At 59.0% G+C, this 21,293-nt stretch carries 23 protein-coding genes; 9 read left to right on the top strand and 14 right to left on the bottom strand.

The annotated features are described in order from the left end of the window. Positions 1–12: 12 nt before the first annotated feature. The gene (locus tag JQ848_RS00755; protein WP_003437685.1) at positions 13–963 is read left to right on the top strand and encodes a homoserine kinase; all 951 of its coding nucleotides are present in this window, start codon (positions 13–15) and stop codon (positions 961–963) included. A gap of 84 nt (positions 964–1,047) precedes the next feature. Here the strand turns inward: JQ848_RS00755 and JQ848_RS00750 are convergent, their stop codons facing one another. Continuing rightward, the gene (locus tag JQ848_RS00750) at positions 1,048–1,968 is read right to left on the bottom strand and encodes a zinc ABC transporter substrate-binding protein (RefSeq protein ID WP_160626503.1); all 921 of its coding nucleotides are present in this window, start codon (positions 1,966–1,968) and stop codon (positions 1,048–1,050) included. 66 nt (positions 1,969–2,034) lie between these two features. On the opposite strand from JQ848_RS00750, the gene JQ848_RS00745 reads away from it, so the two are divergent. The 4 genes from JQ848_RS00745 to JQ848_RS00730 are packed head-to-tail and all read left to right on the top strand — an operon-like array spanning position 2,035 to position 4,840. Beyond that, the gene (locus tag JQ848_RS00745; RefSeq protein WP_029612723.1) at positions 2,035–2,517 is read left to right on the top strand and encodes a Fur family transcriptional regulator; all 483 of its coding nucleotides are present in this window, start codon (positions 2,035–2,037) and stop codon (positions 2,515–2,517) included. Next, entirely contained in the window at positions 2,517–3,305 is a 789-nt protein-coding gene (gene znuC / locus JQ848_RS00740; RefSeq protein WP_003437692.1) for a zinc ABC transporter ATP-binding protein ZnuC, read from the top strand. Before JQ848_RS00745 ends, znuC begins: the two co-directional genes overlap by 1 nt. Continuing rightward, on the top strand, positions 3,298–4,086 hold the full coding sequence (gene znuB / locus JQ848_RS00735; RefSeq protein ID WP_003437694.1) for a zinc ABC transporter permease subunit ZnuB: 789 nt from the start codon (positions 3,298–3,300) through the stop codon (positions 4,084–4,086). Before znuC ends, znuB begins: the two co-directional genes overlap by 8 nt. 37 nt (positions 4,087–4,123) lie before the next feature. Beyond that, entirely contained in the window at positions 4,124–4,840 is a 717-nt protein-coding gene (locus JQ848_RS00730) for a PA5502 family lipoprotein (protein WP_003437696.1), read from the top strand. Between the two features lie 91 nt (positions 4,841–4,931). On the opposite strand, the gene katE is transcribed toward JQ848_RS00730, so the two are convergent. Beyond that, positions 4,932–7,124, bottom strand: coding sequence for a catalase HPII (gene katE, locus JQ848_RS00725; protein WP_268968739.1), 2,193 nt, complete (start codon positions 7,122–7,124; stop codon positions 4,932–4,934). A gap of 190 nt (positions 7,125–7,314) precedes the next feature. On the opposite strand from katE, the gene JQ848_RS00720 reads away from it, so the two are divergent. The 3 genes from JQ848_RS00720 to JQ848_RS00710 all read left to right on the top strand — a co-directional run bounded on the left by JQ848_RS00720 (position 7,315) and on the right by JQ848_RS00710 (position 9,849). After that, positions 7,315–8,322 (top strand): methionine ABC transporter ATP-binding protein, encoded by a 1,008-nt coding sequence (locus JQ848_RS00720; protein WP_003437703.1) that lies wholly within the window; start codon positions 7,315–7,317, stop codon positions 8,320–8,322. After that, the gene (locus tag JQ848_RS00715; protein ID WP_003437705.1) at positions 8,322–8,996 is read left to right on the top strand and encodes a methionine ABC transporter permease; all 675 of its coding nucleotides are present in this window, start codon (positions 8,322–8,324) and stop codon (positions 8,994–8,996) included. The genes JQ848_RS00720 and JQ848_RS00715 overlap by 1 nt, the downstream gene beginning before the upstream one ends. Before the next feature lie 82 nt (positions 8,997–9,078). Then, entirely contained in the window at positions 9,079–9,849 is a 771-nt protein-coding gene (locus JQ848_RS00710; protein ID WP_202210182.1) for a MetQ/NlpA family ABC transporter substrate-binding protein, read from the top strand. Positions 9,850–9,905: 56 nt separating this feature from the next. Here JQ848_RS00710 and JQ848_RS00705 read toward each other — a convergent pair whose 3' ends face one another. From JQ848_RS00705 to coxB, 9 genes are all read right to left on the bottom strand, one after another. Continuing rightward, a complete protein-coding gene (locus tag JQ848_RS00705) occupies positions 9,906–10,541 on the bottom strand; it encodes an SCO family protein (RefSeq protein WP_003437708.1) in 636 nt (211 codons plus the stop codon). Beyond that, a complete protein-coding gene (cyoE, locus tag JQ848_RS00700) occupies positions 10,538–11,437 on the bottom strand; it encodes a heme o synthase (RefSeq protein WP_003437711.1) in 900 nt (299 codons plus the stop codon). The genes JQ848_RS00705 and cyoE overlap by 4 nt, the downstream gene beginning before the upstream one ends. After that, on the bottom strand, positions 11,425–12,504 hold the full coding sequence (locus JQ848_RS00695; RefSeq protein WP_202210181.1) for a COX15/CtaA family protein: 1,080 nt from the start codon (positions 12,502–12,504) through the stop codon (positions 11,425–11,427). Before JQ848_RS00695 ends, cyoE begins: the two co-directional genes overlap by 13 nt. A 10-nt stretch (positions 12,505–12,514) precedes the next feature. Beyond that, a complete protein-coding gene (locus tag JQ848_RS00690; protein WP_003437715.1) occupies positions 12,515–13,108 on the bottom strand; it encodes a hypothetical protein in 594 nt (197 codons plus the stop codon). Continuing rightward, a complete protein-coding gene (locus JQ848_RS00685; protein WP_003437716.1) occupies positions 13,083–13,820 on the bottom strand; it encodes an SURF1 family protein in 738 nt (245 codons plus the stop codon). The genes JQ848_RS00690 and JQ848_RS00685 overlap by 26 nt, the downstream gene beginning before the upstream one ends. Positions 13,821–13,830: 10 nt before the next feature. Continuing rightward, on the bottom strand, positions 13,831–14,718 hold the full coding sequence (locus JQ848_RS00680; protein WP_003437717.1) for a cytochrome c oxidase subunit 3: 888 nt from the start codon (positions 14,716–14,718) through the stop codon (positions 13,831–13,833). A gap of 12 nt (positions 14,719–14,730) precedes the next feature. Then, on the bottom strand, positions 14,731–15,303 hold the full coding sequence (locus JQ848_RS00675; RefSeq protein WP_003437718.1) for a cytochrome c oxidase assembly protein: 573 nt from the start codon (positions 15,301–15,303) through the stop codon (positions 14,731–14,733). A 117-nt stretch (positions 15,304–15,420) separates the two neighbouring features. Continuing rightward, complete coding sequence (gene ctaD / locus JQ848_RS00670; protein WP_003437719.1) at positions 15,421–17,010, bottom strand: cytochrome c oxidase subunit I; 1,590 nt, start codon at positions 17,008–17,010, stop codon at positions 15,421–15,423. 82 nt (positions 17,011–17,092) lie between these two features. Beyond that, on the bottom strand, positions 17,093–18,220 hold the full coding sequence (coxB, locus tag JQ848_RS00665) for a cytochrome c oxidase subunit II (protein ID WP_202210180.1): 1,128 nt from the start codon (positions 18,218–18,220) through the stop codon (positions 17,093–17,095). 331 nt (positions 18,221–18,551) lie between these two features. Here coxB and JQ848_RS00660 point away from each other — a divergent pair, with 331 nt between their 5' ends. Next, positions 18,552–19,187: a hypothetical protein gene (locus JQ848_RS00660; protein ID WP_003437723.1), complete on the top strand. Its 636-nt coding sequence runs from the start codon at positions 18,552–18,554 to the stop codon at positions 19,185–19,187. 73 nt (positions 19,188–19,260) lie between these two features. On the opposite strand, the gene JQ848_RS00655 is transcribed toward JQ848_RS00660, so the two are convergent. The 3 genes from JQ848_RS00655 to JQ848_RS00645 form a co-directional block, all read right to left on the bottom strand. Next, positions 19,261–19,974 (bottom strand): carbonic anhydrase, encoded by a 714-nt coding sequence (locus JQ848_RS00655; RefSeq protein WP_202210179.1) that lies wholly within the window; start codon positions 19,972–19,974, stop codon positions 19,261–19,263. A 117-nt stretch (positions 19,975–20,091) separates the two neighbouring features. Continuing rightward, positions 20,092–20,583 carry a 2-thiouracil desulfurase family protein gene (locus JQ848_RS00650; protein WP_003437728.1) on the bottom strand — a complete coding sequence of 164 codons (492 nt, stop codon included), beginning with the start codon at positions 20,581–20,583 and terminating at the stop codon, positions 20,092–20,094. After that, positions 20,580–21,215, bottom strand: coding sequence for a 2OG-Fe(II) oxygenase (locus tag JQ848_RS00645; protein ID WP_003437729.1), 636 nt, complete (start codon positions 21,213–21,215; stop codon positions 20,580–20,582). The genes JQ848_RS00650 and JQ848_RS00645 overlap by 4 nt, the downstream gene beginning before the upstream one ends. Positions 21,216–21,293: the final 78 nt, after the last annotated feature.

The following is a 21,293-nucleotide window of genomic DNA, read 5'->3' as shown; positions in this document are numbered from 1 at the left end:
CAGTTTTAAACCATGTCTGTATTCACGCCCCTGACTCGCACCGAGTTGGAAACTTTTCTTGCGCCTTACGGGCTTGGCCGCCTGCTCGATTTCCAGGGGATTGCCGCTGGCAGCGAAAACACCAATTACTTCATCAGTCTGGAGCAGGGCGAATATGTCCTGACCCTGGTTGAGCGTGGCCCGATCAAAGAGATGCCGTTCTTCATCGAACTGCTCGATGTGCTGCACAGCGCAGAACTGCCGGTGCCTTTCGCCCTGCGTACCGTCGACGGCCAGGCACTGCGTGAACTCAAGGGCAAACCGGCGCTGCTGCAACCGCGCCTGGCGGGCAAACATATTCGTGAAGCCAATGCCCAGCATTGCGCCCAGGTCGGCGAGCTGCTTGGTCACTTGCATGTGGCCACCCGCGACAAGGTGCTGGAGCGCAAGACTGACCGCGGGCTGGACTGGATGCTGGCAGAAGGGCCTGCACTAATGGCCGATCTGTCACCTGAGGCGGCACAATTGCTGCAAAACGCGTTGATTGAAATCAGCGCGCATAAAGAGCAGATCCTCGCGTTGCCCCGGGCCAACCTGCATGGCGACCTGTTCCGCGATAACGCCATGTTTGAAGGCACGCATCTGACCGGCCTGATCGACTTTTACAACGCGTGCTCAGGTCCGATGCTGTATGACGTTGCGATCGCCCTGAATGACTGGTGCGCTGACGAAGACGGCAAGATTGACGCCCCGCGCGCCCGCGCGTTACTCGGTGCCTATGCCGCACTGCGCCCGTTTACTGCAAGCGAAGCCCAATTGTGGCCGACGATGCTGCGGGTCGCGTGCGTGCGCTTTTGGCTGTCGCGCCTGATCGCGGCCCATACCTTTGCCGGGCAAGACGTGCTGATTCACGATCCGGGCGAATTCGAACGCCGTCTGGCCGTGCACCAGACAGTGACAGTTCATCTGCCTTTTGCCCTGTAAGGCCGGAGCGAGCCTGCTGGCGAGCTGTGTGTAATTGAAATGCTCGCGAGCAGGCTCGCTCCTGCAGGCTCTATTGGTGCGGGGTTACAAGCTTTCCAGGCAGCCCGCCAGGTCATTGCCCAGCTTCTCCAGCAGTTGCTCATAGCCCTGCGCCGTCGCCGGGGTATAGCCGCCCAGGGCGTCCAGCTCAGCCAACTTGACCGGCAAGCCGGCGGTCAGGGTGTCTGCCAGACGCGGACGCAAAGGCGGGTCACTGAATACGCAGGTCTTACCCGCTTCCTGCAGACGCTTACGCATGGCGGCGACGTGCTGGGCCCCTGGCTGTACTTCTGCAGCCACGCTGAAAACACCCGCATGCTTTAGGCCGTAAGCGCTTTCGAAATAGTCGTAGCCCTCATGGAACACAAAGAACGGCTTGTCGGAAATCCCCGCCAGACGTGTTTTCAGGCGCGCATCCAGGGCGTCCAGACGCTGATTGAAAGCCGCCAGATTCGCTTGATACCGGGCAGCATTGGCCGGGTCTTTCTGACTCAGGTCAGCCGCCATTTTTGCCGCGATCACACGGGCGTTGGCCGGGGCCAGCCACAGGTGCGCATCCAGCGTTCCCGGACGGTGATCGTGGTCGTGTTCGGCCGCATCTTCGGCATGGGAGTGGCTATCTTCGGAGAAATGACGAAGCTTAAGCTCAGGCAGGGTGTAGACCGCCACCGATGGCAAAGTGCGGGTTTTGATCACCCGCGGCATGAAACCTTCCATGTCCGGGCCAATCCAGTACAAAAGATCAGCCGACTGCACGCGCCGTACGTCGGAAGGACGCAGGGCATAGTTATGCGGCGAAGCATTGGGCGGCAAAAGCACCTCGGGATGGCCCACACCGTCCTGCACAGCAGCCGCAATCAGCTGCAAGGGTTTGATGCTGGTCAACACGCTGACCTCGGCCCGGGCCGGGCCAATTACGGCCAAACTGGCGGTTAGAGCAAGAAAAATGGAAAAAAGACGGGGCACGATGAGCACTCATGGTGGTTGAAACAGGTAACATAATAACGTCTCTCTCAAAAATCGTCGCCGCCCATGCCTATTACACCGCTTGCCAGTCGTCCCCATGACCACTCCCATTGTGTCCACAGCGCCCTTAGCGAAGCGGATGTGCTGTGCGCGCAAAAGGGTTTGCGCCTGACTGCACTGCGCCGCCGGGTGCTGGAACTGGTGTGGCAAAGTCACAAGCCGCTGGGCGCCTACGACATTCTGGCAGTACTCAGCGAGCAGGACGGCCGCCGGGCAGCGCCACCGACCGTCTATCGGGCGCTGGATTTTCTGCTGGAGAACGGCCTGGTGCATCGCATCGCCTCACTGAACGCCTTTATTGGTTGCAGCCACCCCGAGCACGCGCATCAGGGTCAGTTTTTGATCTGCCGCAACTGCCATGCCGCCATCGAACTCGAGCAAAAAACCATCAGCGACGCAATCATCAACAGTGCGCTGGATGTCGGCTTTACTGTCGAAGGCCAGACCGTCGAAGTGGTCGGTTTGTGTTCGGGTTGCCGGGAGGCCTGATGAGCGCTGCACTGATACGTTTGGATCGGGTCACCGTGACCTTCGCCGGGCAAGACGTGCTCGACAATATCGAGCTGAGTGTCGAGCCGGGCCAGATCGTCACCCTCATCGGCCCCAACGGCGCCGGCAAAACCACACTGGTCAAAGCCGTGCTCGGCCTGCTCAAGCCCACCAGTGGCAGCGTCTGGCGCAAACCCAGGTTGCGGGTCGGCTACATGCCGCAAAAACTGCACGTCGATCCGACATTGCCGCTCTCGGTTTTACGCTTTTTGCGTCTGGTACCGGGCGTGGACAGGGCGCAAGCCCTTGCCGCGCTGAAAGAAGTCGGCGCCGAAAAGGTCATCGACAGCCCCGTGCAAAGTGTGTCCGGTGGCGAAATGCAGCGCGTACTGCTGGCCCGCGCCCTGCTGCGCAAACCGGAGTTGCTGGTGCTTGACGAGCCGGTACAGGGCGTCGATGTCGCTGGCCAGGCCGAGCTGTACAGCCTGATTACCCGCCTGCGCGACCGCCATGGCTGTGGCGTGCTGATGGTGTCCCACGATTTGCATCTGGTCATGAGCACCACCGACCAGGTGGTCTGCCTCAATCGCCATGTCTGCTGTTCGGGCCACCCGGAACAAGTCAGCAATGACCCGGCTTTCGTCGAACTGTTCGGCAAAAACGCACAGAGCCTGGCGATTTATCATCACCATCATGACCACGCCCATGACTTGCATGGTTCGGTGGTCAGCGAAGACGCCACAACGGCACCCGCCCACGTTCATGGAGAAGGCTGCAAGCATGGCTGATTTTCTGTTTTACGCCCTGCTGGCAGGTCTGGCCCTGGCGATCGTCGCCGGCCCCCTGGGCTCATTTGTGGTGTGGCGACGAATGGCCTATTTCGGCGACACGCTATCCCATGCGGCTTTGCTGGGGGTGGCGATGGGGTTCCTGCTGGATGTCAGCCCTACCATTGCCGTGACTGTCGGCTGTCTGCTGCTGGCAGTCCTGTTGGTCACCCTGCAACAGCGCCAGCCGTTGGCATCTGACACATTGCTCGGAATACTTGCACCCAGCACCTTGTCCCTCGGGCTGGTCGTACTAAGCTTCATGCATGAAGTACGAATCGACCTGATGGCATATCTGTTTGGTGATCTGCTGGCCATCAGCCCCAACGATTTGATGTGGATCATGGGCGGTAGCGCTGTGGTTCTGGCATTGCTGGTGGCGCTGTGGCGGCCGCTGCTGGCGATCACCGTGCATGAAGAGCTGGCCACTGTTGAAGGCTTGCCGGTAGCGGCGTTGCGCATGACGCTGATGCTGTTGATCGCAATTGTTATTGCCGTAGCAATGAAGATTGTCGGCGTGTTATTGATCACGTCCTTGCTGATCATCCCGGCAGCAGCTGCCCAGCGCCACGCCCGCTCTCCGGAGCAGATGGCCCTGGGTGCCAGTTTGCTGGGAATGCTGGCGGTGTGTGGTGGCCTGGCACTTTCATGGTTCAAAGACACGCCGGCGGGACCATCAATTGTGGTGTGTGCCGCGGCACTGTTTCTGCTGAGTTTTGTTCTGCCCCGTCGAGGGGTGTAGACTTGCTCGTTTTTTGCGCACTTAGAGAGCCGCAGGAATGAAGCTGTTCAACTCCCGTTACTTGCTCCTGGCCGCATTTTCCTTGCTGCTGGGCGCCTGCCAAAGCACACCCTCCGGCGACACACCTGTCCCGGATGCGCGCGCTACGGCCATCGCACAGCTGGAGCAAAACCTGGCCAGCAGCGAACTCGCGACCGCTGAAGATCAACTGGCTACCTTGCAGAAGCAAACGCCGGATGATCCACAATTGGTGCAATACCAGCGTCAACTGGCAGAAGCCTACTTGCAACGCAGTCAGATCGTGCTGCAAAAAGGTGATGTCAATGCTGCTGCCACGGCACTGAGCCGCGCCCGCGCCTTGATGCCCACGGCTCCAGCGCTGACCGGCGGCGTCAACAGTGCCATTGCCCATGCGCGCAAGGCCGAACTGGATAAAGCCGAAGCCGCACTCAAGGCTGCCGAGGCCAGACCACCGGCCAGGGTTATCGACCCTGCCGCAGAGAGCACCACAGTTACGCTTAACATCGAGGATATTGCGAAACTTCGCCATCAACTGAATTTGATCGCGCAAGATATCGTCAATTACCAGTGTGCTGTCAGTCTGCAGGTTCCGCGCACAGCGGACTTCCCATGGCTGTCCACGCTGATCAGCAAGCGGGTGAAAAAACTCGATCCGGCGTTCGATCTGAAAGTTGAACGTCAGATCATTCGCCATGTGCCTGCGCAAATAGTGCTGATCCCAAGTAAACCCTAGGTCCAGGCAAACCTGCAGCAAGCAGCTGGTTCGCAACAGGGTCATCTCTGACCCCCATCGCGAACCAGCCAGCTGCTGCAGAGCCCTTCGTTTACGCCGGAACAGCTTTGGCCTTCGGCTCCCGGGCCCACACACGGTGCTGCCCGATCGCGGCAAAGAACGCCTTCAGATCCTTGCCATCCTTGATTGCCAGCAACCCCTCATCGGCCTGCAAATGCAGAACGTCCAGCAGCTGCCTGGCTTCGCCATGCAAGGCAATCGCCTTCAGGTGCTTATAGGCTTCGAGCAGGTAGTGCAACGCCACGCCATCGGTGCTCAAGGTTTTGATCGAAGCCGCGCCACCCGGCACGTACACCGCATCAAAGGCAACCGACGGCATGCCTTCCATGGATGCATCAACCGGCAGCAATTTGCCGTCTGCGGTTTTCACCGGCGCAGACGTAGGACCCAACAATTTGGCATGGGCGCCTTCATTCGCCAGCGCCTTTTTCAGAGCATCAATCGCTGCGCCATCAACCCCGTTGGCGGCAAGAATTGCCACTTTACGGGTTTTGATATTGCCCGGTAGCAGATTGGCCTGACTCAAGGCCGGGGAGCGGCTGACGCTGGTTTTGCGCTCCGCTTGCGTACCCGCCTTCGGTGCAGGCAAGCCCAGGTTCTCAGCCACCCGCCTGGCCAGCTCAAGGTCGATATTGGCCAGGATTTCATTCACCTGGCGCTCCCGGATGGGCACACGCTCGACCTTGCCCAATTCAAAACTGTAGGCCGCAATAATGTGTTCTTGCTCATGCTTGCTCATGCTGCGGAAAAACAGCCGGGCCTGGGAGAAGTGATCGCTGAACGACTCGCTGCGCTGACGAATCTTGTTGGCGTCGATGCGCTCGGGATAAGACTCAAACCCCCCGTCATGGGCTGCAGGCGGGGTTTCTTTCGGCCAGCCAGCGTCGATGGAGTTCGGTTCATAGGACGCCCGGCCTTTGTTGATGGTGCTACGGTGCTGCGCGTCACGCTGATTATTGTGAAACGGCGCGACGGGGCGATTGATCGGAATCTCGTGAAAGTTCGGCCCGCCCAGACGGCTGATTTGCGTATCGGTGTAGGAAAACAGCCGGCCCTGCAGCAACGGGTCATTGGAAAAGTCGATACCCGGCACGATATGGCCCGGGCAAAAAGCCACTTGCTCGGTTTCCGCAAAAAAGTTGTCGGGGTTACGGTTGAGTACCATCTTGCCCAAAGGCGTAATCGGCACCAGTTCTTCGGGGATCAGCTTGGTCGGATCAAGAATATCGAAGTCGAATTTATGCTCGTCTTCCTCCGAAATGATCTGCACGCCGAATTCCCACTCAGGGTAATCGCCGGTTTCAATCGACTCCCACAGATCACGGCGGTGGTAATCGGTGTCTTTACCTGCCAGTTTTTGCGCTTCGTCCCACACCAGCGAGCAAGTACCCACACTCGGACGCCAGTGGAATTTGACGAAGCTGGATTTGCCTTCAGCGTTGATCAGACGGAACGTATGCACGCCGAACCCCTGCATGCTGCGCAGGCTTTTAGGAATGGCACGGTCAGACATCGCCCAAATAACCATGTGCGCAGATTCCGGCACCAGTGAGACGAAGTCCCAGAACGTGTCATGAGCTGAACCGCCCGTAGGCATTTCGTTATGGGGCTCAGGTTTTACCGCGTGTACGAAATCCGGAAACTTGATCGCGTCCTGAATAAAAAACACCGGCATATTGTTGCCGACCAGATCGAAGTTGCCTTCATCGGTGAAAAATTTCACGGCAAAACCGCGCACATCACGCACGGTATCCCCGGAGCCGCGCGGGCCCTGGACGGTGGAGAAACGCACAAATACCGGAGTTTTCTTACCCGGGTCCTGCAGGAAACCCGCCTTGGTCAGTGCGCTGTGGGATTTATAAGTCTGGAAGTAGCCGTGGGCGCCGGTACCTCGAGCATGAACAATGCGCTCTGGAATTCGCTCATGGTCAAAATGGGTGATCTTCTCGCGCATAATGAAGTCTTCGAGCAGCGAGGGGCCTCTGGCGCCGGCTTTCAGGGTGTTTTGATTGTCTGCAACCTTCACCCCCTGATTGGTCCGCAGAGCCTGATCGGTTGCGTCATCACGAAAAGTTTCGAGGCTATCGAGTTTGACGTTGGTGTTGCCACGATCCAAGGTGTCGGTGCCGGCCATCTGGCTCTTGTTGGAAGACGGTTTTTTGCTACTCATCAGACTAAACTCCTTGTTGGCGAAAGCCCTGTTGGCCGGGCTTCCTGGACTAATCTCCCGAGGCGGGTCCTAGTACTGACTTTTAGCGTTTACCGTCGTTCCTTAATTCAGACCATCAGTCGTCTTATTGCCAAATCAAAGGTCCCAGCGCAAATAAATGCTAAGAACCTCTATACGGACAGGCTAAAATGCGCGCCCGGCTAACCGCTGATCTTCTATTTTCGCGCCCCACAAGGTTCGCTACGTGATTGAGTTCCATAACGTTCATAAAACCTACCGGGTTTCCGGTAAGGACATTCCCGCGTTGCACTCCACCAGTCTGCGTGTTGAGAGCGGCCAGGTTTTCGGCCTGATTGGCCACTCCGGCGCGGGCAAAAGTACCCTGCTGCGCCTGATCAACCGCCTCGAAACCCCGAGTGGCGGGCAGATCATCGTCGACAACGAAGACGTGACGGCGATGGATGCCAACGGCCTGCGACGGTTTCGCCAGCAAGTCGGCATGATCTTCCAGCACTTCAACCTGCTGGCCTCCAAGACTGTGGCCGATAACGTGGCCATGCCCCTGACGCTGGCCGGTGAATTGTCCCGCAAGGACATCGATCTGCGGGTCGCCGAGTTGCTCGCGCGGGTAGGTCTGTCCGACCACGCCAAGAAATATCCGGCGCAACTGTCAGGCGGCCAAAAACAACGCGTAGGCATTGCCCGTGCACTGGCCACCAAACCCAAAGTGCTGCTGTGTGACGAAGCCACCAGTGCCCTGGACCCGCAAACCACGGCCTCGGTCTTGCAGTTGCTGGCTGAGATCAACCGCGAACTGAAGCTGACCATCGTCCTGATCACCCACGAGATGGATGTGATCCGTCGCGTGTGCGACCACGTAGCGGTTATGGATGCAGGCGTAATCGTCGAGCAAGGCCCGGTCGCCCAAGTGTTCCTGCACCCCAAGCACCCGACCACCAAGCGTTTTGTCCAGGAAGACGAGCAGATCGACGAAAGCGAGCAGCGCGACGACTTCGCCCATGTTCCTGGCCGTATCGTGCGCCTGACCTTCCAGGGCGAATCCACCTATGCACCTTTGCTGGGCACTGTCGCCCGTGAAACGGGGGTGGACTACAGCATCCTGGCCGGTCGTATCGATCGCATCAAAGACACCCCCTACGGGCAACTGACCCTCGCCATTACCGGTGGCGACATGGAAGCGGCTTTCGCCCGCTTCACTGCGGCTGACGTTCATATGGAGGTGCTGCGCTGATGGAATCCCTGTTGAGTTTCTTTTCCAACATTGACTGGTTCGAAATCTGGCTGGCAACCGGCGACACCATGATGATGCTCGGCGGCTCGCTGCTGTTCACCATCCTGCTTGGCCTGCCGCTGGGCGTACTGCTGTTTTTGTGCAGCCCGCGCCAACTGTTCGAGCAAAAGGCGGTATACGCCATATTGTCACTGGCGGTGAACATTCTGCGTTCGCTGCCATTCATCATTTTGTTGATTGTGATGATCCCGCTCACCGTTCTGATTACCGGAACCTCCCTGGGCGTAGCGGGCGCGATCCCGCCTCTGGTGGTCGGCGCTACGCCGTTCTTCGCCCGTCTGGTCGAGACCGCGCTGCGTGAAGTGGATCGCGGCATCATCGAAGCTACTCAGGCCATGGGCGCCAGCACGCGTCAGATCATTACCAGCGCCTTGTTGCCTGAAGCGCGCCCCGGCATCTTTGCAGCGATTACCGTGACCGCCATTACGCTGGTGTCCTACACCGCCATGGCAGGTGTGGTCGGCGCCGGCGGCCTGGGTGATTTGGCGATCCGTTTCGGCTATCAGCGCTTCCAGACCGACGTGATGATTGTCACGGTGGTGCTGTTGCTGATTCTGGTGCAAATTCTGCAAACCGTTGGTGATCGGCTAGTGGTGCACTTTTCGCGCAAGTAAGCGCGACCTCTCGTTAATAAACGTAACCGCCAGCCCAGGGCTGGCAGGCACCTGAAGTCGGGTGTTCACAAGGAGTTGCTGAATGAAGAAGTTATTTGCTGCCGTGGCCGCTGTAGCCGCATTTTCCGCCCATGCCGGCGATCTGTCGGTCGCAGCCACACCGGTACCCCACGCCGAGATTCTGGAGTTCGTGAAACCGGCACTGGCCAAAGAGGGCGTGAACCTCAAGGTCAAGGTTTTCACCGACTACATCCAGCCAAACGTGCAGGTGGCCGAAAAACGTCTGGATGCCAACTTCTTCCAGCACCAGCCGTACCTGGACGAGTTCAACAAGGCCAAGGGGACAAACCTGGTCAGCGTTGCAGCCGTACACTTGGAACCACTGGGTGCTTACTCCAGCAAGTACAAGAAGCTGGATGATCTGCCGAACGGGGCCACCGTGGTCATTCCGAACGACGCCACCAACGGCGGCCGTGCCCTGTTGTTGCTGGACAAGGCGGGCCTGATCAAGCTCAAGGACTCGAGCAACATCCTGTCGACGCCAAAAGACATCGAACAGAACGCCAAGAACCTGAAATTCCGCGAGCTGGAAGCAGCGACCATCCCCCGTGTTCTGACTCAAGTCGATCTGGCGTTGATCAACACCAACTACGCGCTGGAAGCCAAGCTGAACCCGGAAAAAGACGCCCTGATCATTGAAGGCAGCGATTCGCCTTACGTGAACATTCTGGTCGCTCGCCCGGACGACAAAGACTCGGCTGATATGCAGAAGTTGGTTGCTGCCTTGCACAGCCCTGAAGTGAAAGCGTTCATCAACGAGAAGTACAAAGGCGCCATCATCCCGGCGTTCTGATCCTCTGATCTTTCTGTAGGAGCGAGCTCGCTCCTACAGATTGCCCCTCGCGTCCTTTATTTGCGCTCTACCAACCCCGGCAATTGGGCAACCATTTTGGCGGTGTTGAACGGTGCGCGAATGAAACCCCGCTGGGTGCCGTCCGGCCCGATCAGCGCCAGGTTGCCACTGTGGTCGACGGTGTAGTTGGGCTTGCTGGTATCCGCCGGGATGAAAGGGATGCTCACGGCATTCGCCAGTGTTTGCAGATCTTCTATGGAAGCAGGGGTCAGCCCCACGAACTGCGGGTCGAAGTAACCCAGGTATTGCTTGAGCTGCTGCGGCGTATCGCGGTTCGGGTCGACACTGACCAGCACGATCTGCAGTTTGTCCTGTACGTCCTTGGGCAGTTCACTTTTGATCTGACGCAGCTGGGCGAGGGTGGTCGGGCAGATGTCCGGACAGAAGGTGTAGCCGAAAAACAGCATGCTCCACTTGTCTTTCAGTTCATTCATGAGCACCGGCTGACCGTTCTGGTCGGTCATCTTCACATCCGGCAAATGACGGCTCTGCGGCAGCAGAATGATCCCGGCATCGATCAGGGACGTGTTGTCGCCCTGGCTTTTGCTCGACATCATTTTGTTAAACGTCAGGCCCATGACCAATGCCACCAGCGCGACGAGGATATAAACGGTTTTTTGAGTTCTAGTCATAGGTTCAACACTAAGTAATGATCGACAAGCAGCGCGATAAATAGCAGCAGCAAGTAGTAAATAGAGTACTTGAAGGTGTTGATCGCAGCGTGCGGCGCAGTGCCACGGTACAGCACCCAAGCCCAATGCAGAAAGCGTGCGCCCAACACTAGTGCACATACCAGATAGAGCAGGCCGCTCATGTGAATCACAAACGGCAGCAAGCTGACCGCCAGCAGCACGAGGGTGTACAGCAGAATATGTACCTTGGTGTAGTGCTCGCCGTGGGTCACGGGCAACATGGGGATATCCGCTTTGGCGTACTCCGCCTTGCGGTGGATCGCCAGCGCCCAAAAGTGCGGTGGGGTCCAGGCAAAGATGATCAACACCAGCAGCAACGGCTCGGCGGTGACATGCCCCGTGACCGCCACCCAGCCCAGCAGCGGCGGCGCCGCACCGGCCAGCCCGCCGATCACGATATTTTGCGGCGTGGCCCGCTTCAAAAAGCCTGTGTAAATAAGCGCGTAGCCCAATAGAGAAGCCAGCGTTAGCCAGGCCGCCAGGGCATTGGTGTACACCAATAGCAGCACCAGCCCCGACAGCGACAGCAATAGCGCGAACGACAATCCCGCCAGCGGTGAAACCCGCCCTTCGGCCAGCGGTCGCTTATGGGTGCGGGCCATCATGGCATCAATACGCCGATCCACCACATGATTGACCGCCGCCGCGCCACCGGCGCACAGGCCAATCCCCAGGTTTCCGAACACCAGTACCGTCCACGGCACGCCCGCGCGGGTAGCCAGAAACATGCCCACCAGCGAAGTAACCAGCATCATCAGGACCACCCTCGGCTTGGTCAGCTCCAGGTAGTCACGCCAGAGCCCCTGGCGCTGGTGTTCGCCAGTCACGGTCGCCATGGCAATTCTCCTTTGAGGGTGACGAGACCGGGCGTATGGCGCCGGGGGCTGAAAATCCAGCGGGAGAAGCGCGGGGCCTTGACCCTGACCAATGCCGTGCGGGCGTGGTAATTGACCAGCACCAGCGTCAGCAACAACGCCGCGCCCCCCGCGTTGTGAGCCACCGCGACCACCAGTGGCAGACCAAACAGCACATTGCTCATTCCCAGGCTGATCTGCACTCCCAGCGCCAGCAGCAGCAAGCCCGCCAACCGGGTCATGCCGACTTTGCGCAGTTGCCAGGCCAGGCCCAATAACACCAGGGTCAGCAGCACAGCGCCGAGCCTGTGGGTAAGGTGAATGGCTGTGCGCGCCTCGCTGTCCAGTTGCCCGCCCAAATAGTTGGGGCCGATATGCTGGGTCAGATGAAAGCCATTGGCGAAGTCGGCCTGAGGCCACCATTCACCATGACAGGTCGGCAGATCGACGCAGGCCACGGCTGCGTAGTTGGAACTGACCCAGCCCCCCAGCGCGATTTGCATGACCGCCAGCACCAGCCCGGCCGTTGCCCAGCGCTGCAGGCGGCGGGGGATAGCCAGGGCGGGCAGCACCCCGGACAGACGCAAGGTCAGTAAAAACAACAAACTCAGGGTCGCAAACCCGCCGAGCAAATGCCCCGTCACCACCTGGGGCCACAACTTGAGCGTTACCGTCCACATGCCAAAGGCCGCTTGTGCGATCACCACCAACAAAATAAACAACGGCAGTTTTAACGGCTGATCCTGCAACCGACGCTGGCTCCAGGCCCGTGCCGCCAGCAGCAGAATCAACAGCCCGAGGGTGCCGGCAAAATAGCGGTGCACCATCTCGCTCCAGCCTTTGTCGGCCTGCACCGGGGCATCGGGAAAGTGCAGCTCGGCGTGGGCCAGTTGCGCCTCACTTTGCGGCACGCTGATAAAACCGTAGCAACCGGGCCAGTCCGGGCAGCCTAGGCCTGCATGGGTGAGGCGGGTGTAGGCGCCGAGCAATACCACCACCAGCGCCAGCAAGGTGGCCAACAATGCGAGACGAAATCCAGCTTTAGCCATGACCTGGCCCCTATCCGATGTTGGACAGCTTCAGCAGATGGCGGAGGTCGTTGAGCACGTCCTTACCGTTGACCTGCGGGTCGTAGCGCAGCACCAGATTGCCGTGGGGGTCGATTATCCACAGTTGCGCCGCGCCATTGCCTTCAGCGCCCTGTGTATAAGTCGGCAGGTCCAGTGTGTAGCGCTGTAATTGCGGATACTCGCGTTGCAATTTGGCGGCGTATTGCGCGTCCACCGGCTGCGCCACCGCCAAGCCGTGGCTCGCCCGCGACGCATCGCGGCCCAGTCCGACCTGAAGCTGGCGTGCCAGATACACCAACTGCTGGCAATCGGCAGCACAGCCTTGGGGGGCCGTTACCAGCAGTTGCCAGCGCTGCTCATCGGTCACGACGCCAAGGGCCGCGCGGTTCTGCCCGTTCCCCAGCAGTTCTCCGTGGTAGCTGCGGCTTTCAGGCACCCAGAACTTGAGTTTGTACATGCCCGTGGCCAGCACCATGGGGCCGATGGTCAGCAGCAGAATAAGGATCAGCTGCAATCGCCCGCGGCGCCGGGTGGCAGGGGATGGGGCGCGAGCTGTATCAGGCGGATTGATGGCCGTTGCCATGACGTTTCTCCCGAGCGTTGTGCCAACCGAGGTACAGATAAAGACCGAACAGGGCCAGCGCCATGGCGAACCACTGCACGGCATAGGCGGTGTGTTTTTCCGGGCCCATGCCCGTGGAAATAAGTGGCCAGTCAGCCTGATACGCGGCCGGGCCGGGGGCGATACGGATTTCATCGGCAAAACCTTCGCGGCCCAGCTCGGCCCAAAGTTTGGCGGGTTCCACCGTCGTCACCAGCCGCGGCCAGGGCGCGTCAAGCGGGTCGGCGTGTAATTGAAAGGGGGCGCCTGGCGACTCATAAACCCAGGCCTGCACATCCAGGGTCTGTTGCGCAGTGCTGAATACCGGCGGTGTGTGACGGCTCGGCCACGGCAGCCAGCCACGATTGAGCAGCAGCCACTGGCCGCTGGCTTGATCCTGAAAGGGTTGCAGCAGTTCGACACCGACCTGGCCATCCCGCATACGGTTGTCCAGCAGCAGGCTGTGTTGCCCGTCTAAATGCCCCCGCAATTGCACACGGCGAAAGGCCGGTTGCTCCACATTCAGCAGCTGACCTGCGGTCAGCGGCGCGGCGGCCTGACGTTCTGCGTAGCTATCGAGCAGCGCGCGTTTCTGCTCCCCGCGGCTCAGTTGCCAAAAACCCAGGAACACCAGCAGCGGCAGTAACGCCAGCACCACCAGTGTCGGCGCGATGCCGGGTCGAAAGCGCGTCATGGGCGCTGACTCACAACACGTATACGAACAGGAACAACCCGAGCCACACCACATCCACAAAGTGCCAGTACCAGGTCGCAGCCTGGAAACCAAACTGGTGCTCGGTATTGAAATGCCCGCGTATCACCCGGATCAGCATCACCAGCAAAATCAGGGCGCCGATGGTCACGTGGGCACCGTGGAAACCGGTGAGCATAAAGAACGTCGCGCCATACACCCCGGAGCCCAGAGTCAGGCCCAGCTCTTTGTACGCGTGGATGTACTCCTCGGCCTGAAACCCCAAAAATCCGACCCCGAGCAAAACCGTCAGGCCCAACCAGAACTTCAGCGCCCCGCGATGGCCCTTGTTCAAGGCATGGTGAGCGATGGTCAGGGTGATGCTGGAACTGACCAGCAACACCGTGTTGAGCAGCGGCAAGCCCCACGGGCTGATGGTGCCTTTAGGCGGTGGATATAGCGCAGGGTCTGGGGTGTGCAGCAACGGCCAGGCAAACTGAAAGTCAGGCCACAGCATGTGCGCCACCGCCTTGCTGCCCTCGCCACCCAACCACGGACCGGAAAAGTGCCGCACGTAAAACAGCGCACCAAAAAACGCGATAAAGAACATCACTTCAGAAAAAATAAACCACGTCATGCCCCAGCGAAACGAACGATCCAGTTGCGCGCTGTATAGCCCGGCCCGGCTCTCCCTGATCACTGCGCCGAACCAGCCAAACAGCATGTACGCAACGATCAGGCCGCCAATAAAGAAAATCAGCGGGCCATGGGACTCGGGTCGCGCCGCCTTGAGGTCGTTGAACCAGGTGCCCAGGCCATACACCGTGACCAACAGCCCCACCGTGGCAATGATCGGCCACTTGCTTTGAGGCGGGACATAGTAGTGATCGTGAGTTGCCATGGAGCGTTCTCCTTATCGGGCAAGCCGGGTTTCGTCCTTGCCGGCGTTAGCGGCGACAGGCGGATGGCGAGCAGTGATATCGAACAGCGTGTAGGCCAGCGTCAGGTGTTTCACATCCTTGGGCATGTCGCGGTCGACGATAAAACGCATCGGCATCTCCAGGCTTTGGCCCGGTTGCAACACCTGTTGGGTAAAGCAAAAACACTCGGTCTTGTGGAAGTACTGGGCGGCTTCGGCCGGTGAAATACTCGGCACGGCTTGCGCCGTCATCGGGTGGTCAGTGGGGTTGGAGACTACAAACACCATCTCGTTAACCGCCCCGGGGTTGACCACCAACTGATCGCCCTTGGGATAGAACTCCCACACCATGTCGATGGCATTGGTCGACAAGAACTGCACGCGCACCTGCCGGGTCGGGTCGACCACTTGCTCACCTTCGTACTGTCCGGCGGTCTTGCCGTTGATGCCGAAGGCTTTGCACATCACGTCGTAAATCGGCACCAGGGCGAAACCAAAGGCGAACATCACCACCACCATCAACAACAGGCGCAGGACCAGGCGTTTGACCGCAGTTGAGTTAGCCATAAGCGGCTTCCTGTGGGGGCGAGCTTGCTCGCAATGACAGCAGCGAATTTATCAAGGCAAACCGGGCCGTCTGCATTGCGAGCCAGCTCGCTCCTGCAGGGACTCGGCATGCACCGGTCACTTGATTTCCGGCGGCGTGGTGAAGGTGTGATATGGCGCGGGCGAGGGCACGCTCCATTCCAGACCTTCGGCGCCGTCCCAGGGTTTGGCGGGGGCCTTGGGGCCACCACGAATGCATTTGATGACAATGAACAGGAATAGAAGCTGCGTAGTGCCGAACATGAACCCGCCAATCGAGGACACCATGTTGAAGTCGGCGAACTGCAGGTTGTAGTCCGGAACCCGGCGCGGCATGCCGGCCAGACCGACAAAGTGCATCGGGAAGAACGTCAGGTTCATGCCCACAAACGACAGCCAGAAATGCAACTTCCCGAGGGTTTCGTCGTACATGTGGCCAGTCCATTTCGGCAGCCAGTAATAGGTCGAAGCGAAGATCCCGAAAATCGCCCCCGGCACCAGTACGTAATGGAAATGTGCGACCACGAAATAGGTGTCGTGGTACTGGAAGTCTGCCGGCGCGATGGCCAGCATCAACCCGGAGAACCCGCCGATGGTGAACAGAATTACGAAGGCCACGGCGAACAGCATTGGCGTCTCGAAGGTCAGCGAGCCTTGCCACATGGTGCTGACCCAGTTGAAGACCTTGACCCCGGTCGGCACCGCAATCAGCAGCGTGGCATACATAAAGAACAGTTCACCGACCAGGGGAATCCCCACCACAAACATATGGTGGGCCCAGACGATGAATGACAGGAAGGCGATGCTGGCCGTGGCGTAGACCATTGAGGTGTAGCCGAATAACGGCTTGCGCGAGAAGGTCGGAATGATCGCGCTGATGGCACCGAAGGCCGGCAGGATCATGATGTAGACCTCGGGGTGGCCGAAGAACCAGAACACATGCTGGAACAACACCGGGTCACCGCCGCCCGCGGCACTGAAGAAGCTGGTGCCGAAGTGGATGTCCATCAACATCATGGTGACCACCCCTGCCAGCACGGGCATCACCGCTATCAGCAGGAAGGCCGTGATCAGCCAGGTCCAGACGAACAGCGGCATTTTCATCAGCGTCATGCCGGGAGCACGCAAATTGAGGATGGTGGCGATCACGTTGATCGCGCCCATGATCGAACTGATGCCCATTAAATGGATGGCAAAAATAAAATAAGTCACGCTTTCAGGGGCATAGGTCGTGGACAGTGGCGCGTAGAAGGTCCAGCCAAAATTAGGCCCGCCACCGGCCATGAACAGGGTCGAGATCAGCAGTGCGAAAGCGGCAGGCAGCAGCCAGAAGCTGAAGTTGTTCATCCGCGGCAAGGCCATGTCGGGGGCGCCGATCATCAGCGGAATCATCCAGTTGGCCAGCCCGACAAACGCCGGCATCACTGCGCCAAATACCATGATCAGCCCGTGCATGGTGGTCATCTGGTTGAAAAAGGCCGGCGCCACAATCTGTAATCCCGGCTGGAACAGTTCGGCGCGAATCACCATGGCGAAGGATCCACCGAGCAAAAACATGCAGAAGCTGAACCACAGATACAAGGTGCCAATGTCTTTATGGTTGGTGGTCAACACCCAGCGCATAAGGCCTTTGGCCGGGCCGTGGGCGTGGTCTTGCGCAGGCCCGTGGTCATCAATAACCGCACTCATGTCCTGACTCCTGCAAACGGATGGACCAAAAAACCGGCGGCCCACGGCCCCCTGCCATTACCCACACACAGCCCCCGGCGGCTCATTTGCCTTGCGCCTGTTTAAGCTCCAGCACGTCTTTGGGGGTGACCATGTCGCCCTTGTTGTTGCCCCAGGCGTTACGTTCGTAGGTCACCACCGCGGCAATATCAACTTCCGAGAGCTGCTTGCCGAAGGCTGCCATGGCCGTCCCCGGTTTGCCGAAGAACACCCGGTGCAGGTGATCGGCAGCCGGTCCGGTAGCGATCGGCGAGCCTTTGAGTGCCGGGAACATCGGCGGCAAGCCCTGACCTTCTGCCTGGTGACAGGCCACGCAAGTGGTGTGGTAAACCTTGTCGCCACGGGCCACCAGTTCGTCGAGGGTCCAGTCCTTGCTGGTCAGTTCCTTGAGCTGAGCAGCCTGGGCCTTGCGGTCTGCGAGCCAGGCGTCATAGTCCGCACGGGTTTTGACATCCACCACGATCGGCATAAAGCCGTGGTCCTTGCCGCACAATTCGGCACACTGGCCACGGTAAATGCCGGGCTTCTCGATACGGGTCCAGGCTTCGTTGATAAACCCTGGAATAGCGTCGCGCTTGACCGCGAAGGCAGGCACCCACCAGGAGTGGATAACGTCCGCCGAGGTCACCAGAAAGCGCACTTTGGCACCGATCGGCAGCACCAGCGGCTCGTCCACCTCCAGCAGGTAATGTTCGCCCTTGGGGGCCTGGTTATGAATTTGCTCGGCGGGGGTGGCCAGGTTGCTGAAGAACTCGACATCCTGACCCAGGTATTTGTAATGCCACTTCCACTGGTAGCCCGTGATCTGGATGTCGACATCCGACTCACTGGAGTCATAGATATTGATCAGGGTTCTGGTTGCGGGGATGGCCATCAAAATGAGGATAACCAGAGGCACGACCGTCCAGAGGATTTCGACCGTGGTGCTTTCGTGGAATTTTGCTGCTTGCTGCCCGGTGGAGCGCCGATGAACGATCATCGACCAGAACATGGCACCAAACACGATGATGCCGATCACGACACAGATCCAGAAGATGGTCATGTGCAGGTCGAATACCGCGTTGCTGACTTCGGTCGCGCCCGGCGTCATGTTCACGGTCCAGGCAGCATGCGCCTGACCGAAAACCGACCACAACAGCAGGCCCATCCATAGATTTGGATGTCGCTTCATTGCGGGTTCCCCTTTGTTTTTCTTGTTATTGCGCCGGTATCAACCTGCGTTACAAGGGGGCGGTTTTCAAACCCTGTGAACCTGGACCGCCGAGCCTCGTCTGCTCAGGCAGTCGGGCGACATCAAATAACGGTTACAAAAGCGAGTATAGACACCGACACCAGCCCCGCAATGTAAGGGGTCAAAACAGTGAAATAAGGCCACATCGACAAATGGCACTCACTGCCCGGTCACAAAATGAATAACAATACTTCCCCTGAAAAAAATCCCTTTGCGTTTAAAGGGCTACTTTTATAGCTCTTTTTTGTCTTGCAACCCCCCTGGAGTTCCCATGAACACCGCCGCCATCCGCGCGCAGATCTCGCGTGCCCAAGAACATGAGGCCGAAACGAAGCAGCTGGCCCAGCATCTGGCCAAGCAACTGCCGCACCTTCATGCCGCAATCGAGCTGCCTGATACGGATAAAAACGTCGTGATGACCCGCTTTGTCAGCGCCTACATCGAGCAGGTGCCCGACTTGCTGGATGCTGCCAACGCAGTCGCCCATGAGGCGGGTATCGAGTCGCAAATCAAGCCGGTACTGAAAATCGCCGAGCAATATTTTGCCCAGCCGCTCCCGCTGCTCGATGGCCATCCGGGGCTTGAAGGTTTACTGGACGAAGCCTATCTGGCGCACCGCCTGGTCGAAGAGGTCAACGATCTCTACATCAAGCACCTGGGTCAGCCGTTGATTCCTCTGGACATGACAGTGGCCAACCTCATCGCCCACCAGTTAATCGGCGAGGCCTTTGCCAACCAGCTGGACGAAGCCGTGCACCATGCGCTCGACGAGATGCTTAACGACGAAAGCTTTGCCGTGGAATCGGTCGATGCTTACCGCGAACGGCTGACCAGCCCCGAGACGGGCGCTGCCTGGAGCCGCTGGCCTTGTCTGTCCAAGCAACTGGGCGTCGGCCTGAACCTGTAGCAGCCGGCGTGCTCGCGAGCGCCTTCAGAGCAGTGTCCGAGAAAGCGCAGAGCACGCGAGCAAGGATAAGCGCCTAAAACCTGGCTTTGGGCGTAGCGCTTGGAATCGGGCTGGTGCCATCCAGCGGCAGGAAGGCGCCTTTATCGGCGTCGTAGGCTTTGATCTCGCTGGTTTCGATGTCGTATACCCAGCCGTGAATAAACAGATGCCCGTTGGCCATGCGCGACGCCACCGACGGGTGTGTGCGCAAATGCTGCAGCTGGGCAATCACGTTTTCTTCAGTCAGCACGTGCATGCTTTCAGCTTCATTGGCGCAGTTGCAGTTGTCCTGCACCATGGTTTTGGCCACTTCAACGTGGTGCAACCAGGCTCTGACCGTGGGCATCCTTTTCAAGCTTGCCGGGTTGAGTACGGCGCGCATCGCCCCGCAATCCGAATGTCCGCAAATAATGATGTGCTGCACGCCCAGTGCCAGCACCGCGTACTCAATGGCAGTTGAAACACCGCCATTCATCTGGCCATAGGGTGGCACCACGTTGCCGACGTTACGCGTTACAAACAAATCGCCCGGTGCACTCTGGGTGATCAGCTCAGGCACGATGCGCGAATCGGCACAGGCAATAAACATCGCACGCGGGTTCTGTGCCGTGGCGAGTTTTTTGAAGAAGGCTTCTTGTTCAGGAAAGATTTCGTGATGGAAGTGCAAAAAACCATCAACGATATGGTGCAGTGCAGAATCAGCACTTTCGGTCGCTGCCGAGGGCTGTGGTTTCGGCTTGTCAGTCATGATGGATCCCCTGGGCAAAATGGCACCGGATATTACCTGAACTCATTTATACGCTCTACACGCCCTTGCAGGAGCGGGTTTGCTCGCGCCGGTATTTCCCGGCCGGCCCGCAAATCCTCAGGCCTCAAGCTGCGCTAGAGCCCGCGCGGCGTCTTCCAGCTGCAGCTCGTTAAATACCTGTACCCCGGCCCCCGCCAGCAATGCCGCCGTGACGCCCTGGCCTGCAACCTTGATCCCGCCAAAGCTGCCGTCATAGGTCTGCACATTGCCGCAAGACGGACTATTAGCCTTGAGGATAGCAATACCAATACCGTGCCGAACCACCAACGCCAGCGCCTGTTGTGCCCCGTCCATAAAGGCCGCGGTCACATCTTCACCCTCGCTGGTCATCACCGGCGCCAGGCCGTTGAGCACATCGCTCCCCTGGCCACCGGGTATTTCTGCCGGAGCACGCGGCGTCGGCAGGCCGCCCGCAACTTCCGGGCACAAGGCAATGATCCGGCCTTCTTCCTGCCATCGGGCCAATTGCCCGTACGGACCACTGGCGCCGCCGTCATAGCGCACGCGATGGCCCAACAGGCAACGACTGACCAGCAACTTCTGGCTCATACAAATACCTCGGTGGCGCGCCGGCGAAACCAGCCGGTCAACGACAGGCGGTCGCGGGTCGCAGGCATGACTTCGTGGGGAATCTCGCCCGAGAGAAATACCACCAGACAACCGCCAACCGGAAGTACGTCATAGTCGAGGTCGCCATCCAGATACATGCGCAAATGCCCGCCATGCTCAGGCAACCATGCCTGATTGAGGTAAACCACGGCCGAGACCATGCGCCGGTCATCATCGCGGAAACGGTCCAGATGCTTGAGGTAGAAAGCTCCGGGCGGGTAGAGGGCGAAATGACTTTCAAAGTCCTCCAGGCCCAAAAAAAGCCTGCGATTCATGGCGATTCGCAGGCTTTCCATTAACCCCAGATAATTGTCGCAGGCTAAAACCTCTCCCGGCTCCAGCCATTGAATATGGTCGCCGCGTATACCCTCGCGGACTTCCTGGGTAATGCCCCTTCCGACTGCGGCCGGGGTCAGTTCACCTTCGGCCGAACGTTTTTGGCACTCGGCCGCCAGTTCGAGGGTCAAAGCCTCGGGCAGAAAGATGTTTTGCTGTGACCATCCCTGTGCGTACAGGTCGTCGACGATGCGTAGCAACAGCGGATGATCAGTAGGTATTTGCATGCCGCGCATAATATCGACACGCCTGAAAATCTGACAGCTCCGTCGAGCTGGCGGAGCGGAAATAATCAACCGGAGTATTTAAAGCCT

Source organism: Pseudomonas paraversuta (assembly GCF_904067025.1).
Classification (GTDB): Bacteria; Pseudomonadota; Gammaproteobacteria; order Pseudomonadales; family Pseudomonadaceae; genus Aquipseudomonas; species Aquipseudomonas paraversuta.
This window is presented reverse-complemented; position numbering and strand designations above follow the sequence as displayed.

What these genes read in the sequence shown, in the direction of transcription:
- JQ848_RS00755 (WP_003437685.1), top strand. Translation starts at nt 13, where the DNA reads ATGTCTGTATTCACGCCCCTGACTCGCACCGAGTTGGAAACTTTTCTT.
- JQ848_RS00745 (WP_029612723.1), top strand. Translation starts at nt 2,035, where the DNA reads ATGCCTATTACACCGCTTGCCAGTCGTCCCCATGACCACTCCCATTGT.
- znuC (WP_003437692.1), top strand. Translation starts at nt 2,517, where the DNA reads ATGAGCGCTGCACTGATACGTTTGGATCGGGTCACCGTGACCTTCGCC.
- znuB (WP_003437694.1), top strand. Translation starts at nt 3,298, where the DNA reads ATGGCTGATTTTCTGTTTTACGCCCTGCTGGCAGGTCTGGCCCTGGCG.
- JQ848_RS00730 (WP_003437696.1), top strand. Translation starts at nt 4,124, where the DNA reads ATGAAGCTGTTCAACTCCCGTTACTTGCTCCTGGCCGCATTTTCCTTG.
- JQ848_RS00715 (WP_003437705.1), top strand. Translation starts at nt 8,322, where the DNA reads ATGGAATCCCTGTTGAGTTTCTTTTCCAACATTGACTGGTTCGAAATC.
- JQ848_RS00710 (WP_202210182.1), top strand. Translation starts at nt 9,079, where the DNA reads ATGAAGAAGTTATTTGCTGCCGTGGCCGCTGTAGCCGCATTTTCCGCC.
- JQ848_RS00705 (WP_003437708.1), bottom strand. Translation starts at nt 10,541, where the DNA reads ATGACTAGAACTCAAAAAACCGTTTATATCCTCGTCGCGCTGGTGGCA.
- cyoE (WP_003437711.1), bottom strand. Translation starts at nt 11,437, where the DNA reads ATGGCGACCGTGACTGGCGAACACCAGCGCCAGGGGCTCTGGCGTGAC.
- JQ848_RS00695 (WP_202210181.1), bottom strand. Translation starts at nt 12,504, where the DNA reads ATGGCTAAAGCTGGATTTCGTCTCGCATTGTTGGCCACCTTGCTGGCG.
- JQ848_RS00690 (WP_003437715.1), bottom strand. Translation starts at nt 13,108, where the DNA reads ATGGCAACGGCCATCAATCCGCCTGATACAGCTCGCGCCCCATCCCCT.
- JQ848_RS00685 (WP_003437716.1), bottom strand. Translation starts at nt 13,820, where the DNA reads ATGACGCGCTTTCGACCCGGCATCGCGCCGACACTGGTGGTGCTGGCG.
- JQ848_RS00680 (WP_003437717.1), bottom strand. Translation starts at nt 14,718, where the DNA reads ATGGCAACTCACGATCACTACTATGTCCCGCCTCAAAGCAAGTGGCCG.
- JQ848_RS00675 (WP_003437718.1), bottom strand. Translation starts at nt 15,303, where the DNA reads ATGGCTAACTCAACTGCGGTCAAACGCCTGGTCCTGCGCCTGTTGTTG.
- ctaD (WP_003437719.1), bottom strand. Translation starts at nt 17,010, where the DNA reads ATGAGTGCGGTTATTGATGACCACGGGCCTGCGCAAGACCACGCCCAC.
- coxB (WP_202210180.1), bottom strand. Translation starts at nt 18,220, where the DNA reads ATGAAGCGACATCCAAATCTATGGATGGGCCTGCTGTTGTGGTCGGTT.
- JQ848_RS00660 (WP_003437723.1), top strand. Translation starts at nt 18,552, where the DNA reads ATGAACACCGCCGCCATCCGCGCGCAGATCTCGCGTGCCCAAGAACAT.
- JQ848_RS00655 (WP_202210179.1), bottom strand. Translation starts at nt 19,974, where the DNA reads ATGACTGACAAGCCGAAACCACAGCCCTCGGCAGCGACCGAAAGTGCT.
- JQ848_RS00650 (WP_003437728.1), bottom strand. Translation starts at nt 20,583, where the DNA reads ATGAGCCAGAAGTTGCTGGTCAGTCGTTGCCTGTTGGGCCATCGCGTG.
- JQ848_RS00645 (WP_003437729.1), bottom strand. Translation starts at nt 21,215, where the DNA reads ATGCGCGGCATGCAAATACCTACTGATCATCCGCTGTTGCTACGCATC.